General features: G+C 72.5%; 13 protein-coding genes. 3 read left to right on the top strand and 10 right to left on the bottom strand.

Annotation, left to right across the window (positions count from 1 at the left end; all coding sequences use genetic code 11):
• Positions 1–2 precede the first annotated feature (2 nt).
• Positions 3–365: a hypothetical protein gene (locus tag ACGFY5_RS41435; RefSeq protein WP_392729892.1), complete on the top strand. Its 363-nt coding sequence runs from the start codon at positions 3–5 to the stop codon at positions 363–365.
• Positions 366–449: 84 nt separating this feature from the next.
• Positions 450–1,124 (top strand): hypothetical protein, encoded by a 675-nt coding sequence (locus ACGFY5_RS41440; RefSeq protein ID WP_392729893.1) that lies wholly within the window; start codon positions 450–452, stop codon positions 1,122–1,124.
• Here ACGFY5_RS41440 and ACGFY5_RS41445 read toward each other — a convergent pair.
• The 8 genes from ACGFY5_RS41445 to ACGFY5_RS41480 form a co-directional block, all read right to left on the bottom strand.
• A complete protein-coding gene (locus ACGFY5_RS41445; protein WP_392729895.1) occupies positions 1,093–2,493 on the bottom strand; it encodes an FAD-binding oxidoreductase in 1,401 nt (466 codons plus the stop codon). The genes ACGFY5_RS41440 and ACGFY5_RS41445 overlap by 32 nt on opposite strands.
• 77 nt (positions 2,494–2,570) lie before the next feature.
• Complete coding sequence (locus tag ACGFY5_RS41450) at positions 2,571–3,224, bottom strand: response regulator transcription factor (protein WP_392729897.1); 654 nt, start codon at positions 3,222–3,224, stop codon at positions 2,571–2,573.
• Between the two features lie 5 nt (positions 3,225–3,229).
• Positions 3,230–4,435 carry a sensor histidine kinase gene (locus tag ACGFY5_RS41455; protein ID WP_392729899.1) on the bottom strand — a complete coding sequence of 402 codons (1,206 nt, stop codon included), beginning with the start codon at positions 4,433–4,435 and terminating at the stop codon, positions 3,230–3,232.
• Positions 4,432–5,721 (bottom strand): FtsX-like permease family protein, encoded by a 1,290-nt coding sequence (locus tag ACGFY5_RS41460; protein ID WP_392729901.1) that lies wholly within the window; start codon positions 5,719–5,721, stop codon positions 4,432–4,434. Before ACGFY5_RS41460 ends, ACGFY5_RS41455 begins: the two co-directional genes overlap by 4 nt.
• Positions 5,718–6,524, bottom strand: coding sequence for an ABC transporter ATP-binding protein (locus ACGFY5_RS41465; protein ID WP_392729904.1), 807 nt, complete (start codon positions 6,522–6,524; stop codon positions 5,718–5,720). Before ACGFY5_RS41465 ends, ACGFY5_RS41460 begins: the two co-directional genes overlap by 4 nt.
• An 85-nt stretch (positions 6,525–6,609) precedes the next feature.
• The gene (locus ACGFY5_RS41470) at positions 6,610–6,816 is read right to left on the bottom strand and encodes a DUF3072 domain-containing protein (protein ID WP_392729907.1); all 207 of its coding nucleotides are present in this window, start codon (positions 6,814–6,816) and stop codon (positions 6,610–6,612) included.
• A 56-nt stretch (positions 6,817–6,872) separates the two neighbouring features.
• Positions 6,873–7,094, bottom strand: coding sequence for a dienelactone hydrolase family protein (locus tag ACGFY5_RS41475; RefSeq protein ID WP_392730061.1), 222 nt, complete (start codon positions 7,092–7,094; stop codon positions 6,873–6,875).
• A gap of 153 nt (positions 7,095–7,247) precedes the next feature.
• The gene (locus ACGFY5_RS41480) at positions 7,248–8,273 is read right to left on the bottom strand and encodes an aldo/keto reductase (protein WP_392729909.1); all 1,026 of its coding nucleotides are present in this window, start codon (positions 8,271–8,273) and stop codon (positions 7,248–7,250) included.
• Positions 8,274–8,344: 71 nt separating this feature from the next.
• On the opposite strand from ACGFY5_RS41480, the gene ACGFY5_RS41485 reads away from it, so the two are divergent.
• Positions 8,345–9,787 (top strand): PLP-dependent aminotransferase family protein, encoded by a 1,443-nt coding sequence (locus ACGFY5_RS41485; RefSeq protein ID WP_392729911.1) that lies wholly within the window; start codon positions 8,345–8,347, stop codon positions 9,785–9,787.
• A gap of 9 nt (positions 9,788–9,796) precedes the next feature.
• On the opposite strand, the gene ACGFY5_RS41490 is transcribed toward ACGFY5_RS41485, so the two are convergent.
• Positions 9,797–10,579 (bottom strand): ABC transporter permease, encoded by a 783-nt coding sequence (locus ACGFY5_RS41490; RefSeq protein ID WP_392729914.1) that lies wholly within the window; start codon positions 10,577–10,579, stop codon positions 9,797–9,799.
• Positions 10,576–11,493, bottom strand: a complete 918-nt coding sequence (locus ACGFY5_RS41495; RefSeq protein ID WP_392730064.1) for an ABC transporter ATP-binding protein — start codon at positions 11,491–11,493, stop codon at positions 10,576–10,578. The genes ACGFY5_RS41490 and ACGFY5_RS41495 overlap by 4 nt, the downstream gene beginning before the upstream one ends.
• Positions 11,494–11,634 lie beyond the last annotated feature (141 nt).

Raw genomic sequence — 11,634 nt, forward strand, 5'->3', positions numbered from 1 at the left:
ACGTGTCCGGAAAACACAAGTTCCACGTCATCGACGGTGCCGGTGAGCCCGACGGATCGCAGGACTCGCACAACTCGGTCCTGTCGATCAAGTCCGGGGGCTCGATCGGGTCGATCGGCTCGACCGGCAGCATCCTGTCGATCGGCAGTGCGGGGTCGATCGGGAGCATCGGGTCGGCGGGCAGCATCGCGTCGGCCGGCTCGCTCGGGTCGATCGCGTCCATCGGATCGATCGGCAGCATCGCGTCGATCGGCTCCATCGGTTCGTTGCGCTCGATCGGGTCGATCGGGTCGAAGGACGCGTTCGGGTGCGTGTTCGGCGTCCCCGTCGCCGAGATGTGGTTGCGTTGGTTCCGGCGTGGCTGACCGGTTGATGCATCAACCGACCGGCGGTGCCAACCGGCTCTCCAGCGGATACATCCGTACCGTTACTCGTGTAAACCTGACCCCGTGAGCATCAACAGTGATCCCACCGCGCGGGGATGGGCGGAGGATCGTCGTCACGCGGCGTTCCTGCAGGGCCTCGCGGTGTTCGGTCACGAGGCCGCGCGGCGGTTCGCCGCGGCCGGCCTGCCGCCGGAGGGTGTGCTGGCCGAGGAGCCACCGCCGCGGCCGGAGCGGCCACGGCGTCGGCTGTTCCAGCGGACGCCACCCGCGCCGCCGTGGCCCTTGCCGGTGTTCACCGGGTGGTCGGTGCTCGCCGCGCAGCCGCAGACCCACGAGCTGCGCACCGGTGGATACAACGAGGCCGTCGCCGGGCGGCCGGACGGTGATTCGTACGGTCAGCGGGTGACGTCGTCCACCGGTCTCTTCGTGACGACGCAGGGGGAGTGCCGGCTGGTCAGCTCGTGCGCGCGCGGCGAGGCGCTGCCGGGGGACGAGGACGAGCTCGAGCGGTACCACGTGATCGCGCCGGGAGAGCTCACCGCCGATCGGCTCGTCGCGCTCTACGGGTTCGCGTCGCGCACGCAGGACCGGGTGCGGCACCTCTCGCCCGTCGACCCGCGGGTGCGGGCCGCGGTCGAGTTCGACGCCCAGGAGGACGAGCGCATGAGCGCGCAGATCCTCGACTTCCTCGCCGCCGGTGTCGAGGTCACCACCCGAGGCCAGGACCGCTTCGGCTGACCGCCGCGTGCACGGGCCGGGCTGCGGCGATGACGCCGTCCGGGTCGTAGGCGGTGGCGAGCGTCGCCAGCCGGGTCAGCGTCCCGGTGCTGTACGTGCGCGCCACTTCGGCCGGATCTGCCGACGCCGAGAAGTTCGGCAGGCACCCACCGGTCGTCCACGGGCCGAGCTCCTTCAGCAGCGCCGCACCGTGCCCGTTCGCGGCCTCCACGACCGGCGGCACACCGAGCCCGATCGCGTGCACGGTGTACGCCGCGTCGCGGTGGTCGAACGCGTCGGGGTGCTCGGACGGGCGGGCGTAAGACCCACCGAGGTGCCGCACCTCCACGACGACCTGCGGACACTCCGCCTCCGGCCCGGCCAGCGCGATCAGCGCGTCGACCGCGTCGGCCGGCAACGACCGGAGCAGACCCGTGGTCTCGGTAGCCGGCATCGGGTCCACGGGATCGGCGTGGATCGCGCCGATCGCCGCATAGGGCAGCATCCCCATGCCGCCGAGAACGACGTTCCCGAGCTCGAGCATCGGCGCAATCACCCGCTGGCCTTCCGCCGGATCGCCGACCCAGGCGAAGCGCAGCGCCAGCGCGAACTTCCCGGCCAGCGGCTCGGGGATACCCGGCATCGGCGGCATCCGCAGGACCGCGACCGACGTCGTCGCCTGCTCGGGCAGCTGTTCGGTCCACCCGGCCCAGGACTGCAGGATCGTGGCCGCGTTCGTGGCGTCGAAGTACACGCAGCCGCCGAAGAGGTCCGCGAGCGGCACCAGCTCGAACTCGACGGCGGTGACGATGCCGAGCGCGCCCTTGCCGCCACGCAGTCCCCAGAACAGCGCCGGGTTCTCGGTCGGCGTGGCCCGCCGCAGCTCACCGTCGCCGGTGACGACCTCGAACGCGGTGACGCGGTCGGAGGAGACGCCGTAGGTGCGCACGACCGGGCCGATGCCACCACCGGTCAGGAAACCGACGACGCCGACGTTCGGTGCGGACCCGGCGAGCCCGGCCAGCCCGAGCGGCGCCCCGGCCTCCAGCACCTGGGCCCAGCGGACACCGGCACCGGCGCGGGCGGTGCCGTCGCCGCGGATCTCCAGTTCGTTCAGTCGGCTGGTGTGCACGAGCAGCGACGGCCGCTCGGTGGCCATCGCCCCGTGGCCGGTGGCCTGCACGGATACCGTCAGCCCGGAGGCACGGGCGAAGCGGACGGCCGCCACGACGTCGTCGGCGGACAAGGCCTCGACGACGGCGATCGGCTCGCTACGGACGGCGACGTTCCACGGCGTCGCCAGCTCGGCGTAGCCGGGCTGTCCGGGCAGCAGAACCCGACCGGCGACCGCCAGGTTCTCCAGCGGTGCGGCAACGCTCAGCTCGGTCATGTCGGATGCTCCCTCGTTCGTGGTGTGTCGACACCGTCGCCGAGGGGGCTTGGCGATCGCTTGGGCCGCGCTTGGGTTCAGCTTGGCGGGCGGTGCGCGTCGAGGTAGCGCAGGACGGCGAGGACACGCCGGTGGTCGGTGCGGGCCTGCGGCAGGTCCAGCTTCGTGAAGATCGCGGTGACGTGTTTCTCGACGCTCCGCGCCGCCAGGTGCAGCTGCTCGGCGATCGCGATGTTCGACCGCCCCTCGGCGAGCAAGCCGAGGATCTCCTGTTCGCGGTCGGAGAGCCGATCGAGCCCCTCGTCCTTGGGATGCACCGCGATCAGCTGGCGGACCACCTCCGGGTCGAGCACGGTGCCGCCCTCGGTGACCCGCCTCAGGGCGTCGAGAAAATCGCGCGTACGGACGATCCGGTCCTTCAGCAGGTAACCGACGCCGGTGGGGTGTTCGGCGAGCAGCCGGCGGGCGTAGCCGGTCTCGACCCACTGGGAGAACACCAGGACGGGCGTGCCGGTCGCGCGGATCTCGAGCGCGGCCCGGATGCCCTCGTCGGTGTGCGTCGGCGGCATGCGGACGTCGACCACGGCAGCGTCCGGTTCGTGCGTGGCCACCGCGGCGAGGAGGTCGTCGGCGTTGTCGACAGCGGCGGCCACCGCGATGTCGTGGTCGGAGAGCAGGAGCCGGATGCCGTCGCGCAGCAGCGGATTGTCTTCGGCGATGACCACGCGCACGGCGGTCACACCTCCCGGGGGAGCGTCATCGTGACGGTGGTGGGGCCACCGGCGGGGCTGTCGATCGCGAACGTGCCGTCCAGGGCGACCGCTCGTCGTCGCAGGCCGGTGAGGCCGGAGCCGGTCTCCTCGACGGTGGCGCCGCCGCGGCCGTCGTCGGTGACGGTCAGGCGGAGCCGGTCGCGGTCCTCCGTCAGGTCCAGCCGTGCGCGGGTGGCTCCCGCGTGTTTGGAGACGTTCGTCAGCAGCTCGCCGACCGTGAAGTACAACGCCGACGCGATGACGTCCGGCGGTTGCCGGGTCAGGTCGACGTGGACGTCGACCGGCACCGAGCCCCGGCCGGCGAGCGTCTCGATCGCGACCGGCAGACCGTCGTCGAGTGCCGGTGGGTGCAGGCCCCGGACGATGTCCCGCAGCTCGGCGAGGGCGTCGACCACTGCCTGCTGGGCGTCCTCGACCAGCGGCCGGACGGAGTCGTCGGCGCGGGCCTCGATCCGCGACAGCGTGACGCCGAGCGTGACCAGCCGGGCCTGGGTGCCGTCGTGCAGGTTGCGCTCGACCCGGCGGAGCAGCGCCGCCGAATCGGCGCGGAGCGCGGCGCTGCTCGCCTCGAGCGTCGCGATCCGGAGCCGGTCGGGAGTGGGTGCCAGCAGCGCGCGGAGCAGCAGGCGGTCCAGGCCGACGAGGAGCCGGAGCAGCCAGGGGACGACGAACAGCGCAGCGATTCCCGCGACCGCGAACAGCCAGGTGGCGGCCCACGGGCGGTTCTCGTGCCACCGGAACCACCAGACCGGGTAACTGATCGAGACCGCACTGACCGCGATGCTCACGCAGGTGACGTACGCGGTACCGACCATCAGCGGCAGCTTCACGAAGCTGTAGGCGAAAGCCCGCCAGGCGGTGCCGTCGCGGAGCACGTTCACCACGAACTGCACGGGGTCGGTGGCGCGTGGCCGTGGCGGTGGTGACGGCCAGTCCAGGTCGAGGAACCAGCGGGACGGCAGCCGGAACCAGCCGACAGTGGAGCGGAGCGCGACCAGCGACCCGACGAGCACGGGCAGACCGATCATGACGACCGCGTAGACGGCACCGAGCAGGCCTGAGACCACCAGCGGGAACACCGGGATCGCGAACGCCAGGCCGACGAGGACGTAGCCGAACTCGCGCCACGTCCTCGCCTCGATCGGGGCCCGCAGGATCGTCCTGATCACGCCCCGTCTCCCAGCGACGCGATCGCCGGGCGTCGCATCACGCCGAGGGCGGGAAGGCCCGTCCCGAGCACGACCACGACCGCGACACCGAGCACGCCGGTCACAGCGACGCCGAGCGGCACGTACGGAGCCGAGGGAAGCATCGGCAGCAGTGTCGCGGCCGCGGTGGCGGCGGCGACCAGCAGGCCGGTGAGCGTCACGATCAGAGCCTCGCAGAACACGACGCCGAGCGCCGCCGGTCGAGGCGCGCCCGCCAGGCGCAGCAGCGCCATCTCGCGGCGTCGGCCGAGGGTCACGGTGATCAGCGTGGTCAGCGCCGCCACGGCGGCGAAGCCGGTGTAGATCGCGGTGCCGGAGTAATCGAGCCAGAGATCCGCCGGTGCCTCGGCGCGGCCGGTGACGTGTGCGGCGGTCGTGTGCATCGTGACTTTGACGGTGGCGAACGCGGCCGCGAGGACGAGGGGGATCAGCGCGCCGGAGTACGACCTCGACCGGGCGGCGAGGTTGTCGGCGGCGAGCCTGCCGGTGCGGCCGAACAGCCTGGCCGGGGGTGCGGTGATCCGGAGCAGGACGGGCGCGAGCAGGCCTGCCCCGACGCACATCGCGAGCAGGACGAAGAACGAGCCCGCGGACTCCTCGGCGTCCTGGGCGTTCGCGATCGCGAACGACCCGGCCACGCCGCCGACGACCAGCAGGAGGCCGAGGACGATGCGGATCGGCCCGATCTGCCGTTTCGGGGCGGCGGTGTCGGTGAGGGCTACCGCTGGGCGCACGCGGGACGGGCGGATCGCTGCGAGGAGGGCGCCGATCGTCGAGGTGACGAGGGTGACCGCGAGGGCGATCGGGAGTGCCAGGGGGTGTGCGGTGAAGGTGGTCGCGGTCGGGGTCACGGCGTGGGTGACCAGGCTGTCGACCCAGAGCCGGCCGCCCAGGGTTCCGAGCGGGACGCCGAGGAGTGTCGCCGGGATCGCGACGAGCGCGGCCTGGCCGGCGACCGCTCGGCGGATCTGGCCCGGGGCTGCTCCGATCGCGCGGACCAGCGCGATGTCGCGGGCCTGCTGGGCGATCGTGGAGCTCATCGTCACGCCGACGACGATCGCGCAGAGGTAGATCGCGATGACGACGAGGAGGCCCGCGAAGGTGGCGAGGTCGGAGCCGCTCGGGAGGGAACGTGCGGCGCCCAGCGAGCCGGCGACGATCGCGGCGGCCAGGCACTGGGTGATCGCCGGGCCGACGAACGACCACGGTTGTTTGTGGATCGCCTGCCGCACCAGCCCGGCCCTCACGCCACACCTGCCCCGGCGCCGCCGGCCGGCCGGGCCGCTCCGGCCGCGCGCGGCGCTCCGGCCGCTTCGGTCGGCTCAGCAGCGCCGGGTGGCGGGTCGGCACAGGCGTCGGCCAGGCGGTGGGCGATCACGTCGGTGTCGGGGGTGGGGGAGTCGGCGACCATCGAGCCGGAGTGGAGGAGGACCAGGCGGTCGCTCCAGGCGGCGGCGGCCGGGTCGTGGGTGACCATCACGACCGTGACGCCCCGCTGGTCGCAGGCCTCGCGGAGGAGGCGGAGCACCTGGGCGCCGGTCGTCGGGTCGAGCGCCCCGGTCGGCTCGTCGGCGAAGATCACCGCGGGTTCCGTGATCAGCGCCCGCGCCAACGCGACCCGCTGACGCTGACCGCCGGACAGCGTGCCCACCTTCTGCCGCCCCAGTCCCGGCAACCCGACAGCGCGCAGGGCGTCGTCGACAGGTTGGCTCGAACGCGCGCCCAGACGCACCGGAAGCAGGACGTTCTGGCGGACCGTGAGGTCCGAGAGCAGGTTGTAGGACTGGAACACGAACCCGATCGAGTCCCGGCGCAGGCGGGTGAGCCGACGCTCACGCATCCGGGTGATGTCCCGGCCCGCGAGCCGGACCGCGCCCGAGCTCGGACGGTCGAGACCCGCGGCGCACTGCAGGAGCGTGCTCTTACCGGACCCGGTCGCTCCCATCACGGCCACGAACGATCCGGCCGGGACGGCGAGCGACACGTGGTCGAGGGCGGTCAGCGGGCCGTACCGGCGGCTGACCCGGTCGAGTTCGACTGTGGTTTCCATGCGGTCCAGCGTCGTTCCGGCGCCGCCGCCGCACATCCGCGTGAGCCGCCCGGCCGGGGTGCGGTTGCCCGCACCCCGGAGGACCCTACTTGCCGAGTTCCTCGCGGAGCTCGTCGATCTTCTCCGACGCTTCGGCCTTCGTGAGGTCGTCGGGGACCTCTTCGCCCGCCTGGCGGGCCAGCGTGTGCACGTACGACTCCTGCGCGCCGGTGGCGGGCTCGTCGCCGGTCACCCAGTCGGCAGGGTCCTTCTCCAGGCTGCGCTGCTGCTGGACGTCGGTGGTGTCAGCCACGGGTAAACTCCTTTCGCACGTATGTACGGCAGAGGTCATACCCCCGGCCTCACCGGTCACACCTCGAACAGCGCAGTCACTTTCGCCCAGGTGTCGGCGGCCGGCGCCGGTCGCCACGTGTCCCACTCGTCGCAGAAGTAGCCGTGCGGGGTGTCCGGGTAGATCACGACCTCGTGGTCGACGCCCTCCTCGGCGAGGCGCTCCGCGATCGGAGCGGCGTCCACGAGGTGGTCGTCGGCGCCGACGAATACCAGCGTGCGCGTGCGGTTCGTGGCCAGTGCGCGCGGTGAGCCCGGAGGCGGCCCGGTGGTGGGCGGAACCGGACGTTGTGCCGCTGTCCAGGGGGTCGAAGCTCCTGCGGAACGAGGTGATCGGCGAGGTGCGCCTGGAGCACCTGGTCCTGTAGGCCGACGCACCGGAGCAGAAGCTCGTCACGTTCCGGGGTGCGGACTCCCTGCTGCGACGATTGCTGTGATCTCGTCCATCTGCTGCGGGGTCAGCGGGCCCTTGGCCAGCGCACCGCAGTTGTCCTCGACCTGGGCAACGCTCTTGAAGCCGGGGATCGGCACGGTGCGCGGGCTCCGGCCCCAGATCCAGGCCAGCGCACCCTGGGCGAGCGTGCGGCCATTGCTGGTGAGGACGTCGCGGACCGCGTCCAGCTTCTCCAGCCATTCCCTAGTGGGGTGGCCGGACGCGAACGCCGGGTGCCAGGACGCGCGGCGGCGCTGGTCGTCGTCGGCGAACGTGGTCGATGGGGTGAACTTGCCGGTCAGCGCGCCCATCGCCAGGGGGCTGCGGTTCACGCCGGCGAGGTCGAACTTGTCGAGCAGCGTGAGCATCGCCGGGTCCTCGTAACCCAGGACGCTCAGGCCGTGCTGTGCCACCGAGAAGCCGTCCGCGGTGGCGAGCGCCTGGATGCCGTCGGTGTTGTCGGTGCTCCAGCCCCAGGTGCGGATCGTGCCCTCGCGGACGAGGTCGCCCATCACGTCGACCAGGTGCAGCGCCCGGTCGGGGGAGAGGTCGCCGACGTGCAACTGGTAGACGTCGAGGTAGTCGGTGCCGAGGCGGCGCAGGCTCGCGGTGAGTTCGCTGCGGACGCGTGCGGCGAGGCGTGCGGCGTCGTCGTAGTCGGAGGCGCTGTACTCGAAGACCTCGCGCTGCGCCTCGTCGACGCGGTAGCCGAACTTCGTGGCGAGGACGACGCCTTTCCGGTTCTTCGCGAAGGCGCGGCCGAGGACGCGTTCGCTGTGCCCGGCTCCGTAGTTCGCCGCTGTGTCGAAGAACGTGACGCCCAGTTCGTGCGCGCGGCGCAGCGCCCGGACCGACTCGTCGTCGTCCACGGTGCTCCAGCCGCCGGGGGAGCCGAGGAACGTCCAGGGGCCGCCGATGGCCCAGCAGCCCAGGCCGAGTGCGGAGACTTCGATGCCGGAGCGGCCGAGGGTGCGGGTGGTTGTCATGTCGTCGACGCTAGGGGGTGAGTGGACCGGTCACCACGGCCACTCCGGGCCCAATCTGATAGGACCACTGGGTGCGTATCCCGTTGGAGCCGGCGAGTGGTGTGCCGCTGTATCGGCAGTTGGAGCGGTGGTTCGCCGACGCGATCCGGAGTGGCGCGTTGCCGCTGGGGAGTCGGTTGCCGTCCACCCGAGGGCTGGCCGCCGACCTCGGCGTCAGCCGCGTGACGGTGACCACCGCGTTCGCCGAGCTGGAGGGCAGCGGCCTGGTCGTCGCGGCCGTGGGCAGCGGCACCCGCGTAGCCCCGGTACTCCCGACCGTCGCCGCGCGTCCGAACCCGCGGCCGGTGGCTGCGGCGGCGCCCGCGCCCGCGGCCGAGGCATGGGTCGATGCGTGGGCCGGGCGGCCGGGCGGGCCCGGATTGATCGCGTTCACGGGGGTGGGTGATCCGGCTGCTTATCCGGTGGTGGAGTTCGGGCGCACGCTGCGTCAGGTGCTGGCGCGGGAAGGAGCGGCGGCGCTGAGTTACGCCCCGCACCCCGCCGGCGACCCGTCCCTGCGCCGAACCGTCACGCAGCTGCTCGCCAGCCAGGGCATCGGCGTCCCGCCGGAGTCCGTGCTGATCACGTCCGGTTCCCAGCAGGCGCTCGCACTCGTCTGCCAGGTGCTGGTGCGCCCCGGCGACACCGTCGTCGTCGAGGAACCCACCTACGACCTCGCGTTGCGCCTGCTCACATCGGTCGGCGCGAACCTGGTCGGCGTCCCCGTCGACGACCACGGCATGCGGGTCGAGCAACTCGCGGAGGTCCTCCCGGGAAGCAAACTGCTCTACGTCACCCCCAACTTCCAGAACCCCACCGGTGCGACGCTCAGCGCCGCGCGGCGCCGCGCGCTGCTGGACCTCGCCCGCACCCACGACGTGCCGGTGTTCGAGGACGACTTCGCCGGCGACCTGCGCTACTCCGGCCGCGCGACCCCGGCGATCAAGTCCCTGGACGACGGCGGCCGCGTGCTCTACGCGGGCACGTTCTCCAAGCTGCTGATGCCAGGACTGCGCATCGGCTACCTGGTCGCGGAAGGGGCGATCAGGGGGCGGCTCGTCGAGGCGAAACAGGTCACCGACCTGGGCACGTCCCTGCTCCTGCAGCGCGCCCTCGACCGGTTCGTCACGGTCGGGCGCTACCAGGCCAACCTGCGGCGCACGACCCGCCTGTACCGCGAGCGCCGCGACGTCCTGAAGCAGGCGCTCGAGACGCACCTGCCCGACGCGCGCTTCACCGTCCCGGCCGGTGGCCTGTTCACGTGGGTCACGCTGCCACCCGGCACGCGCGCCGACGAACTGCTCGTCGCGGCCCGTGACCGGGGCGTCGACCTCGCGTCCGGCGAGCGCTTCTACCGGAACCCCGACGACGGCCTGAGCCACATCCGGCTCAACTTCGCCGTCCAGCCTCCCGGGAAGATCAGCGAAGGCATCACCCGGCTGGCAGCCGCGGTGGAGCACCTTCGCGGGCGCTGAGCCGCAGGGTCATTCCCAGCGGAAGTAGCGCGCCGCCGCACCCAGCGACACCGCGGCCCAGACGAGCAGCGTCAGCACGTCCCCGACGGGCAGGCCGCCGCCCTCACCGAGCACCGCCCGCAGCCCGTCGGCGAGCGCCGCGCTCGGCAGGAACCCGAGAACGTCCGCGACGCCACTGGGCAGCGACGACAGCGGGAACACGATGCCCCCGGCGAACAGCAACAGGAACCACACGAGGTTCGCTGCGGCGAGCGTCGCCTCGGCGCGCAGCGTTCCGGCCATCAGCAGCCCGAGCCCGGCGAACGCGGCCGTACCGCACGCCACCAGCACGAACACCGACAGTGGATTACCGTGCGGACGCCACCCGAGCGCGACCCCGACCCCGCTGATCACCGCGATCTGGATGATCTCCAGCACGGCGACGGCCAGCGTCTTGCCGCCCAGCAGACCCCACCGCGGCAGGGGCGTCGCCCCGAGCCGCTTGAGCACCCCGTACCGGCGCTCGAACCCGGTCGCGATCGCCAGCCCGGTGAAGGCCGCGGACATCACCGCGAGCGCGAGGATGCCCGGCACCAGGAAATCGACCTTGCTCAGGCCGGACGTCGTCTCCAGGTCGAGGAACGGCTGGGTCACCAGTGCGACGGTCAACAGCACCGGGATGACGAGGTTGAGCAGCAGCTGCTCACCGTGCCGCAGCGTCAGCTTCAGTTCGATCCACGTCTGCGACAGCAGCAACTGGTGCCACGGTGCGGGACCGGGGTCGGGCGTGAACAGGCCCGGTGCGAGCGTCATCGCAACTCCCGGCCGGTCAGGTCGAGGAAGACGTCCTCCAGCGTGCGGCGCCCCACCTGCAGGTCGCTCGGCATCACCCCGCGGTCGGCGCACCACGCGGTCACCGCGGCCAGCAGCTGCGGCCCGATCGCCGCCGGTGGGCCCGTGACCTGGTAGCCGCCGTCGCCCGCGCTCGCTGCCACGCACCCGGCCGGCAACGTCGCGGTCAGCGCCAGCAGCGCCTCGGCGTCGAGGGGAGAGTCGGTGCGGAAACGCAGGGTGGGCTGCTCACCACGCGTCAGCGCAGCCGGCGTACCGTGTGCCACTTTCTTGCCCGCGTCGACGATCAGCACCTCGTCGGCGAGGCGCTCCGCCTCGTCCATGTGGTGCGTGGTGAGCACGACCGTCACACCGTCGGCGCGCAGCGCCTCCACGATGTCCCACACCGCATGGCGCGCCTGCGGGTCCAGGCCCGCTGTGGGCTCGTCCAGGAAAACCAGTTCCGGACGCCCGACGACGGCCATCGCGAGCGACAGGCGCTGCTGCTGGCCACCGGAGAGCCGCTTGACGGACTTCCGCGCGGAGCCGCTCAACCCGAGCAGCTCGAGCAGCAACGCCGGATCGATCGGGTTCCGGCAGTACGACGCGGTGAGCCGGAGCATCTCGCCGACCCGGGCGCCGGGGTACGCGCCGCCGCCGGCCTGCAGCATCACGCCGACCCGGGGACGCAGCTCGGTCGCGTCCCGCACCGGGTCGAGCCCGAGCACCCGCACGGTTCCGCCGTCAGCCCGGCGGAAGCCCTCGCAGGTCTCGATCGTGCTGGTCTTGCCCGCGCCGTTCGGCCCGAGCACCGCGAAGACCGACCCGCGCGGAACGACGAAGCTCAGTTCGTCGACGGCCAGCGTCGGGCCGTAGCGCTTGACCAACCCCGTCACCTCGACGGCGGCGGACCGGAGGGGTTCGCCGCCCCTCTCCGGCGCCGCGAGCGGGCGCGCGTGGGTGGAGGAGGTCACGTCGACAGAGTGTAGGCGCTGCCCGCTCGGCCCGCCGCGCCGAGCCGTCGCGTAAGTCGTCAC

This window comes from Cryptosporangium sp. NPDC048952 (assembly GCF_043197895.1).
Taxonomy (GTDB): domain Bacteria; phylum Actinomycetota; class Actinomycetes; order Mycobacteriales; family Cryptosporangiaceae; genus Cryptosporangium.

Bases quoted from the DNA above. Each gene is read 5' to 3' on its own strand.
- ACGFY5_RS41465 (WP_392729904.1), bottom strand. From the start codon at position 6,524: ATGGAAACCACAGTCGAACTCGACCGGGTCAGCCGCCGGTACGGCCCG.
- ACGFY5_RS41445 (WP_392729895.1), bottom strand. From the start codon at position 2,493: ATGACCGAGCTGAGCGTTGCCGCACCGCTGGAGAACCTGGCGGTCGCC.
- ACGFY5_RS41480 (WP_392729909.1), bottom strand. From the start codon at position 8,273: ATGACAACCACCCGCACCCTCGGCCGCTCCGGCATCGAAGTCTCCGCA.
- ACGFY5_RS41490 (WP_392729914.1), bottom strand. From the start codon at position 10,579: ATGACGCTCGCACCGGGCCTGTTCACGCCCGACCCCGGTCCCGCACCG.